At 58.9% G+C, this 19,519-nt stretch carries 16 protein-coding genes and 1 tRNA gene; 11 read left to right on the plus strand and 6 right to left on the minus strand.

The features are described 5' to 3' along the window. Window positions 1-139: 139 nt before the first annotated feature. Complete coding sequence (locus AC2FI8_RS23045) at window positions 140-1,030, minus strand: LysR substrate-binding domain-containing protein (RefSeq protein ID WP_496781097.1); 891 nt, start codon at window positions 1,028-1,030, stop codon at window positions 140-142. A 96-nt stretch (window positions 1,031-1,126) separates the two neighbouring features. Between AC2FI8_RS23045 and AC2FI8_RS23050 the strand changes: the two genes are divergently transcribed. From AC2FI8_RS23050 to AC2FI8_RS23065, 4 genes are read left to right on the plus strand one after another with little or no spacing between them, the layout of a single operon-like run. Next, the gene (locus AC2FI8_RS23050; protein ID WP_496781098.1) at window positions 1,127-2,293 is read left to right on the plus strand and encodes a pyridoxal phosphate-dependent aminotransferase; all 1,167 of its coding nucleotides are present in this window, start codon (window positions 1,127-1,129) and stop codon (window positions 2,291-2,293) included. A 24-nt stretch (window positions 2,294-2,317) separates the two neighbouring features. Further along, window positions 2,318-4,510 carry a dehydrogenase E1 component subunit alpha/beta gene (locus tag AC2FI8_RS23055; protein ID WP_496781099.1) on the plus strand — a complete coding sequence of 731 codons (2,193 nt, stop codon included), beginning with the start codon at window positions 2,318-2,320 and terminating at the stop codon, window positions 4,508-4,510. After that, window positions 4,507-5,541: an ACP S-malonyltransferase gene (locus AC2FI8_RS23060; protein WP_496781100.1), complete on the plus strand. Its 1,035-nt coding sequence runs from the start codon at window positions 4,507-4,509 to the stop codon at window positions 5,539-5,541. The genes AC2FI8_RS23055 and AC2FI8_RS23060 overlap by 4 nt, the downstream gene beginning before the upstream one ends. 39 nt (window positions 5,542-5,580) lie before the next feature. Continuing rightward, the gene (locus AC2FI8_RS23065; RefSeq protein ID WP_496781101.1) at window positions 5,581-6,852 is read left to right on the plus strand and encodes an NAD(P)/FAD-dependent oxidoreductase; all 1,272 of its coding nucleotides are present in this window, start codon (window positions 5,581-5,583) and stop codon (window positions 6,850-6,852) included. A 2-nt stretch (window positions 6,853-6,854) separates the two neighbouring features. On the opposite strand, the gene AC2FI8_RS23070 is transcribed toward AC2FI8_RS23065, so the two are convergent. After that, window positions 6,855-7,556, minus strand: a complete 702-nt coding sequence (locus AC2FI8_RS23070; RefSeq protein ID WP_496781102.1) for an SDR family oxidoreductase — start codon at window positions 7,554-7,556, stop codon at window positions 6,855-6,857. A gap of 103 nt (window positions 7,557-7,659) precedes the next feature. On the opposite strand from AC2FI8_RS23070, the gene AC2FI8_RS23075 reads away from it, so the two are divergent. Then, entirely contained in the window at window positions 7,660-8,511 is an 852-nt protein-coding gene (locus AC2FI8_RS23075; RefSeq protein ID WP_496781103.1) for a LysR substrate-binding domain-containing protein, read from the plus strand. Here the strand turns inward: AC2FI8_RS23075 and AC2FI8_RS23080 are convergent. Further along, window positions 8,502-9,404, minus strand: a complete 903-nt coding sequence (locus tag AC2FI8_RS23080) for a LysR family transcriptional regulator (RefSeq protein ID WP_496781104.1) — start codon at window positions 9,402-9,404, stop codon at window positions 8,502-8,504. The genes AC2FI8_RS23075 and AC2FI8_RS23080 overlap by 10 nt on opposite strands. A gap of 76 nt (window positions 9,405-9,480) precedes the next feature. Here AC2FI8_RS23080 and AC2FI8_RS23085 point away from each other — a divergent pair, with 76 nt between their 5' ends. The 5 genes from AC2FI8_RS23085 to AC2FI8_RS23105 all read left to right on the plus strand — a co-directional run bounded on the left by AC2FI8_RS23085 (window position 9,481) and on the right by AC2FI8_RS23105 (window position 16,658). Then, window positions 9,481-12,693, plus strand: coding sequence for a reductive dehalogenase (locus AC2FI8_RS23085; RefSeq protein WP_496781105.1), 3,213 nt, complete (start codon window positions 9,481-9,483; stop codon window positions 12,691-12,693). 129 nt (window positions 12,694-12,822) lie between these two features. Next, entirely contained in the window at window positions 12,823-13,689 is an 867-nt protein-coding gene (locus AC2FI8_RS23090; RefSeq protein WP_496781106.1) for an FAD binding domain-containing protein, read from the plus strand. Beyond that, entirely contained in the window at window positions 13,686-14,165 is a 480-nt protein-coding gene (locus AC2FI8_RS23095) for a (2Fe-2S)-binding protein (protein ID WP_058278395.1), read from the plus strand. Before AC2FI8_RS23090 ends, AC2FI8_RS23095 begins: the two co-directional genes overlap by 4 nt. Continuing rightward, on the plus strand, window positions 14,165-16,420 hold the full coding sequence (locus tag AC2FI8_RS23100; RefSeq protein ID WP_496781107.1) for a xanthine dehydrogenase family protein molybdopterin-binding subunit: 2,256 nt from the start codon (window positions 14,165-14,167) through the stop codon (window positions 16,418-16,420). Before AC2FI8_RS23095 ends, AC2FI8_RS23100 begins: the two co-directional genes overlap by 1 nt. Then, window positions 16,413-16,658, plus strand: coding sequence for a MoaD/ThiS family protein (locus AC2FI8_RS23105; protein ID WP_496781108.1), 246 nt, complete (start codon window positions 16,413-16,415; stop codon window positions 16,656-16,658). The genes AC2FI8_RS23100 and AC2FI8_RS23105 overlap by 8 nt, the downstream gene beginning before the upstream one ends. Here AC2FI8_RS23105 and AC2FI8_RS23110 read toward each other — a convergent pair. Continuing rightward, window positions 16,655-17,362, minus strand: coding sequence for a lysophospholipid acyltransferase family protein (locus AC2FI8_RS23110; RefSeq protein ID WP_496696472.1), 708 nt, complete (start codon window positions 17,360-17,362; stop codon window positions 16,655-16,657). The genes AC2FI8_RS23105 and AC2FI8_RS23110 overlap by 4 nt on opposite strands. Window positions 17,363-17,505: 143 nt before the next feature. Here AC2FI8_RS23110 and AC2FI8_RS23115 point away from each other — a divergent pair. Beyond that, a tRNA-Trp gene (locus tag AC2FI8_RS23115) sits at window positions 17,506-17,581 on the plus strand. Between the two features lie 222 nt (window positions 17,582-17,803). Here AC2FI8_RS23115 and AC2FI8_RS23120 read toward each other — a convergent pair. Then, window positions 17,804-19,045, minus strand: coding sequence for a hypothetical protein (locus tag AC2FI8_RS23120; RefSeq protein ID WP_496781109.1), 1,242 nt, complete (start codon window positions 19,043-19,045; stop codon window positions 17,804-17,806). Further along, complete coding sequence (locus AC2FI8_RS23125) at window positions 19,042-19,431, minus strand: plasmid mobilization protein (protein ID WP_170810344.1); 390 nt, start codon at window positions 19,429-19,431, stop codon at window positions 19,042-19,044. The genes AC2FI8_RS23120 and AC2FI8_RS23125 overlap by 4 nt, the downstream gene beginning before the upstream one ends. Window positions 19,432-19,519: the final 88 nt, after the last annotated feature.

The raw sequence follows: 19,519 nt of genomic DNA on the forward strand, positions 1-19,519 counted from the left end.
CAAAGCCGGAGGCTGCGCAGTTTGGGATCAGAATTGGCCAACCTGACCTTGCAGCCATATCCGAAACGACCGCAGCCCGCACCTGCCCGGCCCCTCTGCCGTCCGCAGGACGCAAAGCCGGAGGCTGCGCAGTTTGGGATCAGAATTGGCCAACCTGACCTTGCAGCCATATCCGAAACGACCGCAGCGGTTCGGATTCCGGTCGTGACTGTGGCCAGACCAAAAAGAATTGCCCAAGGCTGATGCGGGGTCCGTTCCATGCGGGAACCAACCTTTCGGTTTTCAGTTCGTCTTCGATCAGATAGCTGGGCAATAGCGCCGCTCCCAACCCGTGGATCGCGGCCTGTACCATGGTCGAGAACTGATCGAACAGCATTCCCCGCATCCCTGATACGTCACGCCCTTGTGCCGCAAACCATCGCTCCCAAGCGTCCGGTCGGGTCTCTAGATGCAGCAATGGCGCTGTTATCAGCCAGCTCAAGCCCTGCTCCTGATCGGGCAACAGGTCCGGCGCGCAGACCGGAACCACATCTTCACGCATAATCGGCAGGTAGTTGACGCCCGGCCAGTTCTTTTGGCCGAAGTGGATGGCGGCATCAAAATGTTCGGTCTCGAAATCAAACGGCTTGAGGCATGTGCTCAGGTTCACGGTCACTTCGGGGTGGCGACGGGCAAAACCCTGCAGGCGCGGCGCCAGCCAGTGCATTCCAAAGGCGGGCAGGATGGACAGGTTCAGCGACCCGCCTGTTGGGTTGGCCTTCAGTTTCAGTGACGCCTGCGCAATCTGGTTCAGCGCTGTGCGCGCCACCTGAACATAATCTTTCGCGGCGGGGGTCAGGTGCAATCGCATTTGATTGCGCTGGATAAGCGCGACACCCAGTTGTTCCTCCATGGACTTCAGCTGTCGGCTGATCGCGCTTTGGGTTAGCGACAGCTCCTCGGCTGCAGCCGAGGCACTGCCGAGGCGATCAACCGCCTCCAATGCCAGAAGAGAGGGGATCGAGGGAAGAAACCGACGGGGCGCAATCATATGACTAATCCTCATACCTTTCACACGGAATATCACTGGCAATTGCAGCGCGCCAGCCCGATACAGAGGTGTGGATTCCAGCGTGGATGTGGACCAATGAACCTGACGACCAGTATTAAAGAGTTTCAGCCCGCCGACCGGTTGAATGGCATTGAGCTGTCAGAGATCGTTCGTATCTCAGAGCAGGCCGCGCGTCTTCGCGCGCAGGGTGCCGACGTGATTGCGCTTAGCACAGGTGAGCCTGATTTCCCAACGCCGCCGCATGTTGTTGAGGCGGCCCACCGCGCAGCTATTGACGGGCAGACGCGATACCCCGCAACGGCAGGAACGCCCGCCTTGCGATCAGCGATTGCGACTGAGGCTGGCGCGCGCCCCGAAAATGTAATCGTTTCGACGGGTGCCAAGCAGGTTTTGTCCTCCGCAATGATGGCAACTCTGAACCCTGGTGATGAAGTGATTATGGCTGCTCCATTCTGGACAAGCTATGCGGATATGGTCAGTTTGGCTGGCGGTGTCCCCGTAGTCGTCCGCTGTCCGGCGACGCAGAAATTCAAACTGACGCCGGATCAGTTGGAGGCCGCGATCACCCCGCGCACGCGTTGGCTGCTGCTGAACTCGCCGTCCAATCCGACCGGCGCGGTCTATTCCAAGGCGGAATTGCAGGCGCTGGGCGCGGTATTGCAAAACTATTCTCAGGTCTGGGTGATTTCTGACGAGATTTATCAACACCTGTCTTTTGTGCCTTTCACGCCCTTTGTGCTGGCCGTTCCCGAATTGGCGGAACGAACGTTGATCGTAAACGGCGTGTCCAAGGCCTATTCCATGACCGGCTGGCGCATCGGGTGGGGAATTGGCCCTGCTGAGTTGATCAACGCGATGGTTGCCGTGCAGGGGCAAATCACGTCGGGGGCGTGTTCGATTGCCCAGGCTGCAGCATTGGAGGCCATCAACGGGCCGCAAGGCTTGCTGGCAGAACGCCGTCGGGAAATGCGAGAGCGCCGCGATCTGGTTGTCGAAGGGCTAAACGCCGCTGGTCTGGAATGTGCCGTGCCGGATGGCGCGTTTTACGTCTTTCCCAAAACTCATGCGAAAATGCCCACAGACCATGAATTCTGTCGCTATCTGCTGGATGAGGCGGGCGTGGCGCTGGTGCCGGGGCGCGCGTTTGGGATGCCGGGGCATTTGCGGCTTTCTTTTGCCTATGCCACCGAAAGCCTGCAAGAAGGTATGCGCCGTATCGCGGACGCTACCGCCAAGTTGTAACTAAGTAAGACCGGAAGACACCCAATGGATCGCGCCCAGATCGTTCACGAGAATTTCCTGACCCGGGTCGCCAAGCGCGACTTCCCCGAAGGCGCAAGCCCGAGGCCGGGGCTAAGCGGAACCGATGCGGTGTCGCTGTTCCGGTCACAGGTCCTTAGCCGTGCATTGGACCGGACCAGCCGGGCCATGCAGAAGGCGGGGCAGGGGTTTTACACCATCGGATCATCCGGCCACGAAGGGATGGCAGCCGTGGCGCATGCATTGCGTCCGACCGACATTGCCTTTCTTCACTACCGCGACGCGGCGTTCCAGATCGCCCGGGCCGAGCAGGTGCCGGGCCAGCAAATTGCGTGGGACATGTTGCTGAGCTTTGCCTGCTCGAAAGAGGATCCGACCTCGGGCGGGCGGCATAAGGTTTTGGGTTCAAAGGCGCTGACCATCCCGCCGCAAACCTCGACCATCGCCAGCCATCTGCCCAAGGCTGTGGGTGCTGCTTATTCGTTAGGCGCCGCGCGGAGACGCGATCCTGAACACCGTGAACTGCCCTTGGACGGGATTACGATGTGTTCCTTCGGGGATGCCTCGGCCAACCACTCCACCGCGCAGGGCGCGATCAACACCGCAGGCTGGACCAGCGTGCAGTCGACGCCTTTGCCGCTGTTGTTTGTGTGTGAGGATAACGGGATTGGAATCTCGGTCAAAACGCCCAAGGGTTGGATACAGGCGTCGATGGAGCATCGCCCCGGGATCAAGTACTTTCTGGCCAACGGTCTGGATATCTACGAGACCTACGCAGTGTCCAAGGAAGCCGCCGAGTATGTCCGCTCCCGCCGCAAACCTGCCTTCCTGCACCTGAAAACCGTCCGCCTTTACGGACACGCAGGCGCTGATGTGCCGACTACATACCTACCAAAATCCGAAGTGGAGGCGGACGAGGCCAACGATCCCCTGCTGCACTCGGTGCGCTTGCTGGAACAGGCCGGGGCGTTGGCGCCGGAGCAGGCGTTGAAAAACTACGAAGATACCTGCGCCCGCACGGACCGCATCGCGGCGGAGGCCGCAACCCGCCCGCATCTGGCCAATGCGTCCGAGGTTATGGCCAGCCTGATCCCGCCAAAGCGGATCTGTAAGCCCACCAACGGTCCCAGTACCGAAGCGCGCGCCAAGGCCTTTGGCGGCGACATGCGGGCAATGGATGATCCGCAACCCATGAGCCGTCTGATCAACTGGGCGCTGACCGATCTGATGCTGGAACACGGCGAGGTCGTCTGTATGGGCGAAGATGTCGGCCGCAAGGGCGGCGTCTATGGCGTGACCCAGAAACTGCAGCAACGCTTTGGCCCGGACCGGGTGATCGACACGCTGTTGGATGAGCAGTCCATTCTGGGACTGGCCATTGGCATGGGGCATAACGGGTTCATTCCGATCCCCGAAATCCAGTTTCTGGCCTATCTGCACAATGCCGAGGACCAGATCAGGGGCGAGGCCGCGACCCTGCCCTTTTTCTCGAACGGGCAGTTCACTAACCCGATGGTTCTGCGCATTGCGGGGCTTGGGTATCAGAAAGGGTTCGGCGGCCATTTCCACAATGACAACTCGCTGGCTGTCCTGCGCGACATTCCGGGCGTGATCATTGCCTGCCCGTCGACAGGCGCAGATGCGGCTAAGATGCTGCGCGAATGCGTTCGTTTGGCGCGCGAAGAACAGCGGGTGGTGGTCTTTCTGGAACCGATTGCCCTCTATCCGATGCGCGATCTGCACGATGCACAGGACGCAGGCTGGATGACGACGTATCCGTCGCCTGACCAGAGTATCGCGCTGGGTGAGGTTGGCGTGCATGGCGAGGGTAAAGATCTGGCCATCGTCACTTATGGCAACGGGCATTATCTGTCGAAACAGGCTCGGCCCGAGTTGGAGGCCGCAGGCGTGAAAACCCGTATCATCGACATGCGCTGGCTGGCACCTCTCCCGATTGAGGCTCTGCGTCAGGCCACAAAGGGTTGCAAACACGTCCTTATCGTCGACGAGTGTCGCCGGACCGGCAGCCAGTCCGAGGCGCTGATGACCTTTTTCACCGAAAACAGTCCCTCTACCCCTAGCGCGCGCGTCGTGGCCGAAGATTGTTTTATCGCCACTGGCCCCGCTTATGCTGCTCCGCTGCCGTCGAAAGAGGGGATTGTCGCCGCTGCGCTAAAACTGACGGGGGGCCGCTCATGACCCGCACAGCAGTTGTCATCTGCCCTGGTCGGGGTACATACAACAAGCCCGAGCTTGGCTATCTGCATCGCCACCACGCGCAGCAAACTGCGATGTTTAGGGGCTTCGACGCGATACGTGCCGAAGCAGGGCAAGAGGCCGTGACTGCATTGGATGGCGCAGCGCGGTTCACAGTTTCCAAGTATTCAAAAGGCGATATTGCTTCACCGCTCATCTACGCAGCTTCGCTGGCAGACGCGCAATCGCTGGCCGATGATATCGAGGTGGTCGCGGTCACCGGGAACTCGATGGGGTGGTATATTGCGCTGGCCGCTGCCGGGGCGTTGTCGCCTGAGGACGGGTTTCGCGTCGTGAACACGATGGGAACACTGATGCAGGATCACCTGATCGGTGGTCAGTTGGTTTACCCCTTTGCTGGTAATGATTGGGCGGATGACGCCGCGCGCAAGACCGAGCTGCTGACGGATGTGGCGCGCATCAACTCGACGGATGGACATGATCTTGCGCTATCTATTGATCTGGGCGGGATGCTGGTTCTTGCAGGCAACGAAAAGGGGCTGAAAGCGTTCGAGGCGTCGCAACCCACCGTGCAGGACCGTTTCCCGATGCGCCTGCCAAACCATGCCGCGTTTCACACATCCTTGCAGGCACCGGTCGCTGCCGAAGGGCGTGCGCGCTTGGGCGCGGATTTGTTCGGACAGTCTGAACGCCCCCTGATCGACGGTCGCGGAAAGATTTGGTGGCCGGGTGCGACGGATACGCAGGCGCTTTGGGATTATACCCTGGGCTACCAAGTGACCGAACCCTATGACTTTACCCGTGCGATCCAGACCGCCGCGCATGAGTTCGCGCCAGACCTGTTCATTGTTACCGGCCCCGGCGCGACCTTAGGTGGCGCAGTGGCGCAATCTCTTGTTCTGGCGAACTGGCGTGGCATGGGTAACAAGGCTGGTTTTCAAGCGAAACAGGATGCGCAACCCTTCCTGATCGCGATGGGGCGCGAGGATCAAAGAGCGCTTGCAACCGGCTGACACTGCCCTGATGATCCGCGCAATTTCAAGGAGCGCGACATGAGCGACCACAACCAGTCCCTTTGGCTGAACACATGCCGTGAACATGTCGAACCCGGTGTTTCGACCGGTGATATCACTGTTGATCTGGCGGTGATCGGTGGTGGGTACACCGGCTGTTCTGCGGCCCTGACTGCAGCCAAGGCTGGTGCTTCGGTCTGTCTGCTTGAGGCGCATGACATCGGTCACGGTGGCTCGGGCCGCAATGTCGGGTTGGCGAATGCGGGGCTGTGGTTGCCACCCGCTGAGATTCGCGCGCATCTGGGTGACATAGTTGGGGATCGGCTGGTTGACCTTCTGGCTGCTGCTCCATCAGAGGTGTTCAGCCTGATCGACCAGCATGGGATAGACTGTGAACCTGTGCGCAACGGAACTTTGCACTGTGCGCATTCGGCTGCGGGTCTCCGGGATCTGCAGGTCCGCCACGCGCAACTCAGCGCTGCTGGCGCACCGGTTGAGTTGCTGTCTGCAGAACTGACAGCCCAGCGCACCGGCAGTGCGGCTTTTGGTGGCGCCCTGTTCGATCCGCGCGCCGGAACCATCCAGCCATTGGCTTATGTGCGCGGATTGGCCCGTGTCGGGGTCGAGGCTGGCGCGTTGGTTTCCACGCAAGATCCGGTTCTGTCCATGCAGCAAATGGATGGAATCTGGGTTTTGAAGACTGCTCGGAGCACGTTGCGCGCCAAATGGGTCATTCAGGCGACCAATGCCTATCACCGTGATCTGACCGCATCGGCCCCCGCCTATGTGCCAGTCAATTATTTCCAATATGCCACGGCTCCATTGTCCGATAATCTGCGCGCTAGTGTTTTGCCGGGGGATGAGGGGTGCTGGGACACAGACCTGATCATGACCTCGTTCCGAATGGATCAAGAGGGGCGGTTTATCATCGGTGCCATGGGTGATCTGGATCAGGCAGGCGGCGGGATTCACAAGAGCTGGATCAAGCGCAAACTGGCTCAGCTATATCCGCAACTGGCTGATCAGCCGTTGATCGAAGGGTGGCATGGCCGTATCGCCATGACGTCGGACCACATCCCGAAGATTACGCAGATCGGTCCCAACGCTCTGTCCGTTCATGGATTTTCGGGGCGTGGAATCGGGCCAGGCACTGTCTTTGGCCGCCTTGTTGCCCAAAGTCTGTTGCAGGACGACCCAAGCCTTTTGCCGGTGCCCGCAGTCCCAAAGTATCAGGAAAAGTGGATAGGGCTACGCCGCGCCTATTTTGAAACCGGCGCGGCGCTGACCCATTTTGTCAAAGCGCGGTTCTGACCTCAGACCGCGCGGGTGATGCCGCCATCAACCCGGATGTTTTGACCGGTGATATAGCCGCCGCCTTCTGACGCAAGCATTGCCACGACCGAGGCGATCTCGTCATAGCTGCGTCCATAGCGGCCCATCGGGATACGCGCGCGGAATTCCTCTTTCTCTGGCAGGCTGTCGATGAACCCTGGCAAGACGTTGTTCATCCGGATGTTGTCAGCCGCGTAATGATCCGAGAACAGCTTGGTGAAGGCCGCCAAACCCGCGCGAAAAACACCCGAGGTTGGGAAAACAGGGTCGGGCTCGAACGCGGCGAAGGTTGAAATGTTGATGATCGACCCACCACCTTGCTTCTGCATGATCGGTGTCACCAGCCGGGTTGGTCTGACGGCGTTCAGGAAATAGACGTCCATCCCGGTGTGCCAATCCTCGTCCGTCAGCTCCAGCACTGGCGCGCGCGGGCCGTGACCGGCCGAGTTGACCAGCACGTCGATGCGCCCCCAATGGGTCATCGCGGTATCGACCAGTTTTTGCAGATCATCCGTCGATTGGTTTGACCCGGTCACACCAACGCCACCAAGTTCGTGCGCCAGCGCCTCACCCTTGCCCGAAGACGACAGGATGCCGACCTTGAACCCGTCTGCGACCAGACGTCGGGCTGAATCCGCGCCCATTCCGCTGCCGCCCGCTGTTATCAGCGCCACTTTTGTCATGTGATTTCTCCATTCATTGATGGCATGAAGATGCGCCTTGGCGATCTGATTGACCAATCAGTTCTGCTGGCCTTATGATGTAGAAAAACTACAGGGTGCTACGATGGCGGCTCTTCCCCCCCTGAACGCTTTGCGGGCCTTCGAAGCTTCGGCGCGGCATCTGAACTTTCGCTTAGCCGCCGAGGATTTGGGCGTCACACAAGGTGCTGTCGCGCAACAGGTGCGCGGACTTGAGGCGCGATTGGCTGTGACGCTCTTTGACCGCCTGCCGCGCGGCCTTGCGCTGACCGAGGCCGGGCGCAGGTTCCATGCACCCTTGCGCCGGGCCTTCCGACTGATCGAAGAGGCTGTTGAAGATCTTTCTGGGGACAGACAAATTACTATCTCTGTCACTCCCAGCTTTGCCTCGAAATGGCTGGTTCCCCGTCTTCAGGACTTTACGCTGCACCACCCTGACATTGCCGTGCAGGTTGACGCTCGGGAACGGCTGGCGGATTTCCAGGGGGACGGTGTCGACATTGCCGTTCGGCAAGGGCGCGCGCCTTTTGGGCCGGGGGTGGTCGCAGTGCCTCTGTTTTCTACAACTTTCGTTCCGGTTTGCGGTCCTGAGATGGCGGCCAGAATTGCGCATCCTGCTGACCTGACAAAGCACACTTTGCTGAACGACACCCATGGGCTGTGGCCTTTGTTTTTGCAGCGGGCAGGGATTACGGGCAAGCCGAAGATGATGAGTTTCAGCCAGACCAGCCTTGCCATCGACGCAGCCGTGTCGGGCCAGGGTGTTGCGCTTGCTAACGAACCGCTTGTTTCTGCCCAGTTGGCCGCCGGTCAGTTGGTGCGCCCGATCCCGGACGAGCTGGTCGAGGATCTGGGCTTTTACATCGTGACACCCAAACAGCCACGCCAACCCGCGCTGGTCGCAGTGATGAAAGACTGGTTGCTGTCTCAATCCTGAAGCGTCGCTGCGATGGCTTCGATCCTGTCACGCAACCAGCGATGTGCCGGGTCGTTGGACGATCTTTGGTGCCAGACCATGTAGATCGAGACAGGGTCGCACGCGAAGGGCAGAGGTGCACAATCCAACGCATGTAGCGGCCCGTGTTTCATCAACGCGGTATCGGTGGAAATCAGGTCGCCGCCTTTCACAAATGAGGTAATGGCATTGAAATGCGGCAGGGTAACCGTAGGTGGCCTGATCTGGTTTTGATCGACACCCCGCATAACAGCGCGCGAGCTGCGGCCATCCGCAAAACGAACTTCGACATGTTCGGTTTCACAATAGGTTTCCCAACTGTCCGGAGGAGATCGTCGCGCGCCATCGTAATAGATCATCAGCGGGCTGCTGAGGATGCGTTTTTGAAAGATGTCCGGTCCATCCGGCGGCAAAGGCGTCAGCATCAATTGACACCGATCGCTGCGCAGCAGCTCAGGGTCTGGAACACCTGATGGGATAAACCCCAACCCCAGCCGCACGCCTTCGGTCCGAACCTTTTGCAGCAATTGCGGGAAAATCAATTCCCTCGGCATGTCGTTTGTGGCGATGTGAAAGACCATCTCTTCGGACAGCGGGTCGAACGGGCGATCCTCGGTCAGCGCCCGCATATTGTCCAGAACCTGCTGAACAGGATCTTTCAGGGACAAGGCGCGCTCAGTAGGGGTCAGACCCTGCCCTGATCTGATGAATAACGGATCGCCCAGAACCACCCGAAGTTTGGACAGGGTGTGGCTGATGGCCGATTGTGTCACGCCAAGCCGATCTGCGGCCTTGGACACCGAGTTTTCTTCGAGAATGGTCAGAAAGACCCTCAGGACTTTTCCATCCAGATCCATGAAATCTATTTTGCTCATACCGCTTATGATTATTCATGAATGGATTTACTGTCCACGCCGCATTAGGTGAGACCTAGACATCAGGAGGCGCACGATGGGGATCCGCTTTTTCTCGGACAAGAACCGGCCGGTCCACATGGGGCCTTATCCGTTGGAGCGGTTGGCACGTCAGAGCGTTGTGCCGGACCTGTCTGCCGTGCCGCCGATGCCTGAACTCAGTTTTCACCGGCCGGAACAGCCTGAAAGCATCGTCAACGCCATGGGTGAGTTTCAGGCGATGATGGACGCTATTCGTGATGGATTCGTGAATGCTGTGCCCTCTGAAATCCCGGCCGATCCGACCACGCGCGCCCATCACTTTAAGGCTTTTGGCTATTTCAATGACGCGTCGATGATGGGGTGCGGGCCTTTGCCTGCCGAGGCGATGCTGCCCCAGCCGCGTCATAACCCCGACATTGATCGTCTGGCCCATGCGCTGAAGACCCGGCAGACTAAAACGCTGGCGTCGGGCATCGACGTCATCATGGCCGACCTGAAGGAAAGCATGGAGGCCGCGCCCAAGCCGATGGACACCCACCGCCACGCCATCGTCTTTGTCTATGAACACAACCGTGATCCAGACTCGGACGAGCCTGGTTCAGATTGGATCATGGACGCGCAGGACCACCGTTCCTGTTTGCTGGCGACCGAAAATGCGGTGGTGATTGCCAACTATATCCGGTTGTTGGGGTTCGATGCGCGGGCACATACCGCGATGTCCTCTGAAGTTGATCTAGGAAAACTGGCGGTGGCGGCTGGGTTGGCCTCGGTCGAGGATGGCGATGTTGTCGTGCCGTGGCTGGGCAAGCGGTTTGGTCTGGCAGCTGTTACGACAGAGATGGAGATTGCGCATGATCAACCGCTGCAACCCATGGCGCAGCAACCTTGGTTTCGTACACAAGGTCCGGCGTGGTGGCTGGGAACGGGGTTCGCCAAGAACGCACTGAACAGGGATGCTTACGCCAAACGACGCTACGTGGACGGGGCGCATCCGTTCGAGAAACTTAAGCGCGTCGAAGACCCAACGACCTACATCGACGAAGAAAACGTGGCCCGCGTTCCCAAACGCGCCGACATGTTTGCCCGCGCACAATTCGGGGATATGGGCAAACCGCTGCAGGATGCAGCCAGGGGGGGGCACTATGTGCGCAAGGCCGCCCCCAGTTTCGCCCAGCGCCGCTCATTGGGCGCATTTGTGCTATTGCAGGATGGCGACAGCGCAGATGGCTCGCGCCCGACCGATGCCGCCCGAAATGCCGCGAATATCAAGGCCGCGACCTATTTCATTGGAGGCGATGCCGTGGGCCTCAGCCGTTGCCCGGAATGGGCGTGGTACTCTCACGACGCGACCGGAGAAGAGATCAACCCGCCCCATGATCAAGCCATCAGCGTGATCATCGATCAAGGCTATGAAACCATGGAGGGGTCCAGTGGCGACGACTGGATCGCAGTTGCCCAGTCGATGCGCGCCTATCTGCGGTTTTCGCTGTTGGGCGGTGTAATCGCGCAGCAGATCCGCAACCTGGGTTACAAAGCCAAGGCGCATACGGTCATGGATGGCGAGGTGCTTCAGCCGCCGCTTTTGCTTCTGTCCGGATTGGGCGAGGTCAGCCGGATTGGTGAGGTCATCCTGAACCCCTATCTCGGGCCCCGGCTCAAGTCTGGCGCGGTGACGACCGACATGCCGATAGAGCACGACAAACCGATTGATTTTGGCCTGCAGACTTTCTGCGAAAGCTGCAACAAATGCGCGCGCGAATGCCCTTCAGGGGCAATCACCGCAGGGCCAAAACTCATGTTCAACGGCTATGAGATCTGGAAATCCGACAGTCAGAAATGTGCGACCTATCGCGTGACCACCCCCGGCGGAGCGATGTGCGGGCGTTGCATGAAGACGTGCCCGTGGAACCTTGAGGGTATCTTCAAGGAACGCCCGTTCCGCTGGGCCGCGATAAACATCCCGAAAGCCGCGCCGGCATTGGCGAAACTGGACGATGCCGTGGGTAATGGCGGATTGAACGACACCAAGAAATGGTGGTGGGATATCGAATTGCAAACGGACGGAGCCTATCGTCCGACGAAACACCCGCTGAACCGGCGTGACCTGCAGACAGATCTGGACCTGAAGTACGACGATCAGACATTAGCTGTCTATCCCGCCTATCTGGCCCCCCATCCGTGGCCATATCCCTTTGCGATGGACCGCGAGGCCGGGATTGCGGCCTATCAGGCGATGGTGTCAGCCGAAGAATACAAAAACCGCAAGGCAGAAGGGGATACGTCGATCGTGCATCGTTACTCGATCGCGGGCGATGCGCCGGTGATGCGGGTTGCGCTGACCAAGGTCGACAAGATGACGGCGGATGTGACCAAGTATGAATTCTCGGCCCTGAATGGTGCGCCTTTACCGGATTGGACCGCCGGGGCGCATCTGGATGTGCTGGTCGCGCCTGAGTTTCTGCGCCAGTACTCAATGTCGGGGGACCCATCGGACGGGTCAGTCTATCAGATCGGCGTTCTGCGCGAGGATGAAGGACGCGGCGGTTCGGCCCTGTTGCATCGAATCTTCAGCGAAGGGCGCAAGGTCTTTATCTCGAATCCGATCAACCATTTCGAACTGGATGAGAGCGCAACAAAGACTTTTTTGATGGGCGGCGGGATCGGCATCACCCCGATGATTGCATTTGCTCATCGGTTGCACAGCTTGGGCAAGCCGTTCGCGTTACACTATTCCGCCAGCACCCGCGCTGGGGCTGGGTACCTGGACGATCTGGCGGCGATGCCCTGGGCCGACCATGTGCATTTTCATTTCTCAGATGAAGGAACACGCGCCGATCTGGATGCAGTCCTGTCGGGGTATCAGGAAGGGTGGCACGTCTATACCTGCGGACCGGATCGCTACATGGACGGTGTCATACAAGCGGCCGACCGGCAGGGATTTCCCGAAGAGGCGCGGCACCTGGAGTATTTTTCGGTCCCCGAACAGCCGGAATATGAAAATCACTCCTTCACGTTGAAGCTGGCGAAGTCGGGTAGGGAACTGACCGTCCCCAAAGACAAAGATGCCGCTCAGGTATTGAACGAGGCGGGTATTCATGTGGATGTGAAATGCGCCGACGGCATATGTGGCGTCTGCAAATGCGGTGTGGTTTTCGGCGATATTGAGCATCGTGATTTCGTTCTGTCCAACAAACAGCGCGAGGGCGCGATCATCTTGTGTCAAAGCCGCGCGGCTGAACCTGACGGTGTGATTGAACTCGACCTCTGATCTGAGGTCTGAAAACGACTTCGATAAACACAAAAATTGGTCGTTCCAGCCATGGACGCCGTGGGGTAGCTGCACTAACGTCCCCTGCGAACCCCAGTGAATCCTGATCAACAGGTGCGAGGTATTTTCATGGATTATCACAGCCCCGCCAGCTTTGCCGAGGCGTCGGCTTTGGCCGCGAACGCGACGGGCATTACCCGGTTTCTTGCAGGAGGCACCGATGTACTGGTGCAGCTGCGCTCGGAACTGGTGACACCCGACACGCTGATCGACATCAAAAAGATTGATGGCGTGAGCGACATCAACAGCAATGCCGATGGCAGCTGGACGCTGGGGGTCGCTGCCACCGGTGCCGAGATGAGCGAACATTCCGAATTGGGCCGCGATTGGCCCGGCGTAGTTGAGGCGATGGACCTGATCGGATCAACCCAAGTGCAGGGGCGCGCAACGCTGACCGGGAACTTGTGCAATGGCTCTCCTGCGGCCGATTCTGTGCCTGCTATGGTCGCCGCCGGAGTGACCGTTACCGTGACAGGCCCAAGTGGTGATCGCGAAGTTGCTGTCGAAGAAATTCCGACCGGCCCCGGCAAAACGTCGCTGTCCAAGGGTGAGCTGGTCTCGGCCGTGCACATTCCCGCACGGGGTGAGGATGGTGGCGACGCCTATCTGCGGTTCATACCACGGACCGAAATGGACATTGCCGTCGTTGGCGTGGGTGTAAACCTTCGTTTGGACGGCGACACTGTCACCGAAGCCCGCGTATCGCTGGGTGCCGTCGCCCCGACCGTTCTGCTGGTCGAAGACTGTGCCAAGGCCATCATCGGCAGTACACTGGACGACGCCGCGCTTGATGCGCTGGCTGCTGCGGCATCCGCTGCGTGCAACCCGATTGACGACAAGCGCGGCACCATCGCGTTCCGCACCGAGGTCGCTGGCGTTCTGGCCAAGCGCGCCGCGAAAATCGCCTATGCCCGTGCGAAGGGAGAACAAGCATGAGCAAGTTCCACGTATCCACCACTGTAAACGGCGACTCGGTTGAATACCTCTGCGACCCGCGCGAAACCCTGCTAGACTGTCTGCGCGACAAGCTGAACCTGACCGGCGCGAAAGAAGGCTGTGGTACTGGTGACTGCGGCGCGTGTTCCGTCTCGGTCGACGGGCGCCTGGTCTGTTCCTGCCTGATGCTGGGCGTCGAGGCCGATGGCAAGCAGATCGAAACGGTCGAGGGCATCGCGGATGGCGACGTTCTGCACCCGCTGCAACAGAAGTTTATCGAACACGCCGCGCTTCAGTGCGGCATCTGCACACCGGGCATTCTGGTCGCGGCCAAGTCTCTGTTGGAAAAGAACCCCAACCCGACAGAAGAAGAAACCCGGTACTGGCTGGCAGGGAACCTGTGCCGCTGCACCGGTTATGACAAGATCATTCGCGCTGTGATGGAAACAGCCGAAGAACTGCGGGAGGCTTCGTAATGGCACTCGACGATCGCAAATCTGAATTCACTTTTGTTGGCACGCGACCGAACCGTCCCGATGGGTTGGACAAGGTTACGGGCCGCGCCAAGTTCGGGGCCGATATGTCGGCACCTGGTATGCTGCACGGCGCGATCCTGCGCTCGCCTCACGCCCATGCGCGGATCGTGAAAATCGACACGACGAAAGCCGAGGCGCATAAAGATGTCAAAGCCGTCGTGACCCGCGCGGATTTTGCGCACGTCCCGTTTAAACCGGGACTGGAGGGCGAATTCTGGAACGTTCTGGAAAACGTCATGGCAGGCGAAAAGGCTCTGTATGACGGCCACGCTGTAGCAGCCATTGCGGCCACTTCGGCACTGGCGGCGCGCGATGCGCTCAAGCTGATCAAGGTTGAATACGAGGTGCTGCCCCACGTCACCGATGTGGACAAAGCGATGGCCTCGGATGCTCCGGTCATTCGTGAAGGTGCCGCGGATTATTCGGTGCCCGAGGGCATGCACCCCAATGTCGTGCGGTACCACGAAAGTGGTCATGGCGATGTCGAGGCCGGGTTTGCCGAAGCTGATCTGATCATCGAAGACAGCTTTGTCACTGAGGCGACCCATCAGGGTTACATCGAACCGCATGCCTGCCTGGGTATGCTGGGCAATGATGGCAAGGGTGAGCTGTGGTGCACGACCCAAGGCCACTGGATCGCGCAGAAAACCTGTGCAGCGCTGTTGGGGATTGAGACCGCACAGCTGCGCGTGACTGCGTCTGAGATTGGTGGCGGCTTTGGTGGCAAGACGACTGTGTTCATTGAACCCGTTGCACTGGCGCTAAGCCGAAAGGCCAACCGCCCGGTCAAACTCGTGATGACCCGGTCCGAAGTGTTCCGGGCAACTGGCCCGACGGCCTCGGCGTCGATGGACATCAAGATCGGCATGAAGAAGGACGGTACCATCTCGGCCGCGCAGGGCGTGTTCCGCCTGCAAGGTGGCGCGTTTCCGGGCGCGCCGGGCGATATGACCGCCATGTGTGCCTTTGCGCCTTACAATCTGACCAACGTCAAACAGGTTGGCTATGACGTTATGGCCAACCGACCGAAACAGGCAGCCTACCGTGCACCCGGTGCACCAATGGGGGCATTTGCCGTTGAGTCGGTGATTGATGAGCTGTGCAAAAAGCTGGACCTTGATCCTGTCGATGTACGCCTGAAAAATGCGGCGTATGAAGGCACAAAGGCCAGCTACGGCCCGCGTTATGAACGCATCGGTCTGGTTGAGACGTTGGAAGCCGCCAAGGCGCATCCGCACTATTCAGCACCGCTGAAACCGGGGCAGGGACGAGGGATTTCCTGTGGGTTCTGGTTCAACCACGGTGGAGAGACCTCGGTGTCTCTATCTCTGTCTGAGGACGGCTCGGCCCAGTTGATGGTTGGTACGCCCGATATCGGCGGTTCGCGTGCATCTATGGCGCTGATGGCGGCTGAGGTTCTGGGTATTCCCTACGAAAACATCCGGGTGACCATCGCCGACACAGCGACGCTAGGGTACAACGACGTCAGCCACGGCTCTCGCGTGACCTACGCCTCCGGCCTGGCCACCATTAAAGCGGCCAAACACGCGGTCGAAAAACTGTGCGAACGTGCGGCGGCCAGCTGGGGAATTCCGACGGACGCAGTCAAATGGGAAAACGGCTGTGCGGTGCCCTCTGGCCCCAACGCCGGTGACTTCGATCCACGCCCGCTGGCCGATATCACGGCCCATATGGGTTCGACTGGCGGTCCGATCTCGGGCCACTTTGAGGCGACCCCTGAAGGCGCGGGTGTGTCCTTTGGCACCCATATCGTCGATGCCGAGGTTGATCCGGAAACCGGCAAAACCGCGATCACCCGCTACACGGTCATTCAGGATGCCGGGAAGGCGATTCACCCGACATATGTGGAAGGGCAGTATCAGGGCGGTGCCGCGCAAGGCATCGGCTGGGCGCTGAACGAAGAGTATATCTACGGCGATGACGGTCGCCTGCAGAACTCGATCTTCCTCGACTATCGCATCCCCGTCGCCAGTGACCTGCCGATGATCGACACGGTGATTGTCGAAGTGCCCAACCCCGGTCACCCCTTCGGTGTACGAGGCGTCGGCGAGACCGGTATCGTGCCGCCTCTGGCCGCCATTGCCAACGCCGTGTCCCATGCGGCTGGCGTGCGCATGCGTCAGTTGCCGATGTCGCCGCCGCGTATTCTGGCCGCGCTCAAGGACGATGGTTGAGGTTCATCTCTGGTCCGGCCTCCGGTCATTGACCGGGGGCCAGCAGGTCGTCGAGGTTGAAGCCAAGACGACCGGAGATCTGTTACGCGCATTGGTGCTCGCCCACCCACAGCTTCAAGGCACTATTGATGCCGGGGTGTCTATTGCAATTGATGGCCGCGTTATCGCCACAGGGTTGACCGAGCCAATCCCTGAAGGCAGCGAAGTTTACCTGATGCAGCGGTTAAGGGGCGGTTAGGCCTCTGGCGACCACGGTTCGCGCCCGACCATGCGGTCGGCTTCAGCAGTGATATCGTTCATATGCTGCTCAAGGCTTTGGCGCAGCTCCTCGATTTTCTCTTCGGATGCTTTGCGAGGCACGGTCTCGGTCCACTCGCGGCACAGAAAGACTCCCTTGTTTCGCCAGGGGCGGGGCATCAAAAGACGATCCCATGTACCCGCTTCGCTGCCATAATGTGCAGAAAAGGTGATCCCGAAGATTCGTTTGCCAGATGTGCGCGCCCAAACCAATGGCACCGTGGAAAGCACACGCTCAGGCCCACGTGGTCCGTCAGCAGCGATGCCGATGGAAATCCCTTGTTTGATCTTACCGATCACCTCTCGCGAGACGGCAACGTTGCTCTTGTGTTTGCTGGCCATGGCGATGGTGTCCATGCCGAATAGTTTCTGCACCCGACCTACCATACTGCCGGCCCGCGCAGACGAAGTAATCGAGCAGATGCGCCCTTTGTCCAGCGGGAAGAAATACGGCGACTGCGCCAGCCTTTGGTGCCACAGCACCACGATCACCGGCTCACCTTGTTCGGCCAGTTGGTCCAGTTCTTCGTATCCGATGCGCTGCCATTTGGTGTTGCGATTGACCATCCGGATATAACTTGCGATGCGGCGCGCGGCCCAGTTCAAAACGGCTTCGCTGTCGGCGATCTTTTTGCGGATACTCACGGATTGGGTCCCTCGTACTGACCAAACCGTGTCTTATAGATCTAAACGCTGCACGCAACTTGTTTGTCGGATGCATTAGTCGCGCGGAATCTAAAAAAGCCTCTTGAGTCCGCTGCGCGGCTGGCATATTTGAAGCGCACCTTAGGGGTATAGCTCAGTTGGTAGAGCGACGGTCTCCAAAACCGTAGGTCGCGGGTTCGAACCCTGCTGCCCCTGCCATTAAAATCAAACACTTAGACGCGTTTGTATTTGCCTGCCCGAAATTTTTTGTGCGGTTTTTTGTGCGTTATTCAAAAAAACAGAACCCGATTCCATTGCGTCTAGTCGCATGAAACGGTTTGCAGCTTGGGTTCGATTTTCTTGTGGTGATAGTTGAATATGAACACAAATAGAATCATCTAGTGCGGGAGCACTGGTATCTTGGCATGCATCCAAGACCCCTCACCTATCAGCGGCAGCAAAACGAAACGCGAGCGACATAATAGCGTTGGCCTTGGCCATCTGTCGCTTCAGAATTTCCGCCAGCTTCTTCAATATGTAGGGATCATTGACATCAGGCGGTGCATCCAGATCGGCAGCAGTCAGATCGCTACTCCTGTTGGCTGCGAACTGTCGGGTTTCTGATTTTAGGTATTTAGCGGCAACCGCGAGCTCGACCGCTTCACTTGTTAGGTCTTGGCTATCGCCGCCAGCACCTTCAACAGCGCGTTTTGGCGACGGATCATTTCTTGGTTGCTCTGGTGAATCTTTTCCTGTCCCGAGATGATCACCAAGAGTAGATCCCGAAGCGGGGCCTCGCTCAATTGCGAGACATGGTTCTTTGTCGGATCTGAGGTCATGCAGTTTCTTCCTTGTTTTCTCAATGAATTTGGCCACGTCTGCGGCTTTAACTCGCAAAGTGCGGTTTGCGTTGTGGGGCTTCAGGTCGCCGCCGAGCTCGATGTTGATCCGGCTACGGCCTCTGCCATCCTGAATAGCGTCGGCCAGCTCCAAGCCTTGACGGTCGATCAGTTCGGCTAGTGCTTTCGGCTGATCTGAACGGTCCAGCTCAGCCAGCTCCTTGAGGCTTTGGCGAAGGGCAGGCAGGTCGAAGTCGTTTCGCTTCGCTTGCTGGTATTCGTCGTGGCTGTACGCGGCGCGGGGTTTGTCTTCCCCCAGAGCTGCGGCCAGCCTGTCTGCCAGCTCGTCGTGACCTTGCTCGCGTAGGCGCATTTCTGAAAACTGGTTGTGAGCGCCAGACGTGATCTTATGGCCCATCTCAAGCTCCATGCGTCGGCTGACGGCCTCGTCTTTGCATTTGGACCTGAAAAGCTTGTAGGTCTTCCCAGTCTGGCAATCTGCGGCTGGACGGATCAAATGATAGTGCTGTTGGGTCGATCCATCGGCACGCTTGCTTTCGTGCATCGCCAACGTTTCAGGATCATCATGATTGAAACCGAATTCCTCGCGGATCGCCGACACGGTCGCGCCCAGCTCGTCGGGTGTCAGTTCTTTATCAGGGCTGATGATGACATGTAAAAGTCCGTTTTTTCGGCCTTTGGCTTCTGCAAATTCATCAGCAACCAGAAGTTCAGCGGACGAGTCTTTCAATACCTGGACTCGTTCGTTTTCATCCTGCCGGATGGCATAGGCGCAAATGCGGCTGCCATCACCCGCAGATATGGTGCCGGTCTTGATGATCACTTGAGTTTGCCGAGCTGGCCTCTCAGCTCGCCCAATGGCTCAAGCCAGATGCGGCGGGCTTCGGCAATGATCTTGTACATTGCATCGAACTGATCAGCGTTCAGGGTGCCGTCTTTCTGGGCGGTTTTTACTGCGGCCATCGCCTGATTAATGTTGTTGCCGATCCCGGCCAACTTCGCGGCGATGTCCTGTAACTTGGTGGCATTAGGCAGGCCGTGTGCTGTATTTCCGAAAACCACTTTTCGGACGTAATCAGCCTGTGTCAGCTCGTGCTTGTGGGCGGTAGTCTTGAGCTGGTTGGCCTCGTCCTCGGTCAGTCGCATTTTGAACTGGCGGGGTCTGCGGGCTACAGGGTCCAGCGGGGTCTCAGGGTCTTTAGGGTCCATTAAGAAATCCTTTCTTTAAATGTGGCCCTCGGGGGTCAAGGGGGAGGTTTCCTCCCCTTTGCAAGTGTCCAGTCGCCCCCTCGGGGGG

The sequence above is a fragment of the Ruegeria sp. CDSB029 genome (assembly GCF_059611125.1).

Bases quoted from the DNA above. Each gene is read 5' to 3' on its own strand.
- AC2FI8_RS23050 (WP_496781098.1), top strand. From the start codon at position 1,127: ATGAACCTGACGACCAGTATTAAAGAGTTTCAGCCCGCCGACCGGTTG.
- AC2FI8_RS23060 (WP_496781100.1), top strand. From the start codon at position 4,507: ATGACCCGCACAGCAGTTGTCATCTGCCCTGGTCGGGGTACATACAAC.
- AC2FI8_RS23090 (WP_496781106.1), top strand. From the start codon at position 12,823: ATGGATTATCACAGCCCCGCCAGCTTTGCCGAGGCGTCGGCTTTGGCC.
- AC2FI8_RS23045 (WP_496781097.1), bottom strand. From the start codon at position 1,030: ATGATTGCGCCCCGTCGGTTTCTTCCCTCGATCCCCTCTCTTCTGGCA.
- AC2FI8_RS23100 (WP_496781107.1), top strand. From the start codon at position 14,165: ATGGCACTCGACGATCGCAAATCTGAATTCACTTTTGTTGGCACGCGA.
- AC2FI8_RS23105 (WP_496781108.1), top strand. From the start codon at position 16,413: ATGGTTGAGGTTCATCTCTGGTCCGGCCTCCGGTCATTGACCGGGGGC.
- AC2FI8_RS23055 (WP_496781099.1), top strand. From the start codon at position 2,318: ATGGATCGCGCCCAGATCGTTCACGAGAATTTCCTGACCCGGGTCGCC.
- AC2FI8_RS23085 (WP_496781105.1), top strand. From the start codon at position 9,481: ATGGGGATCCGCTTTTTCTCGGACAAGAACCGGCCGGTCCACATGGGG.
- AC2FI8_RS23065 (WP_496781101.1), top strand. From the start codon at position 5,581: ATGAGCGACCACAACCAGTCCCTTTGGCTGAACACATGCCGTGAACAT.
- AC2FI8_RS23070 (WP_496781102.1), bottom strand. From the start codon at position 7,556: ATGACAAAAGTGGCGCTGATAACAGCGGGCGGCAGCGGAATGGGCGCG.
- AC2FI8_RS23095 (WP_058278395.1), top strand. From the start codon at position 13,686: ATGAGCAAGTTCCACGTATCCACCACTGTAAACGGCGACTCGGTTGAA.
- AC2FI8_RS23075 (WP_496781103.1), top strand. From the start codon at position 7,660: ATGGCGGCTCTTCCCCCCCTGAACGCTTTGCGGGCCTTCGAAGCTTCG.
- AC2FI8_RS23080 (WP_496781104.1), bottom strand. From the start codon at position 9,404: ATGAGCAAAATAGATTTCATGGATCTGGATGGAAAAGTCCTGAGGGTC.
- AC2FI8_RS23125 (WP_170810344.1), bottom strand. From the start codon at position 19,431: ATGGACCCTAAAGACCCTGAGACCCCGCTGGACCCTGTAGCCCGCAGA.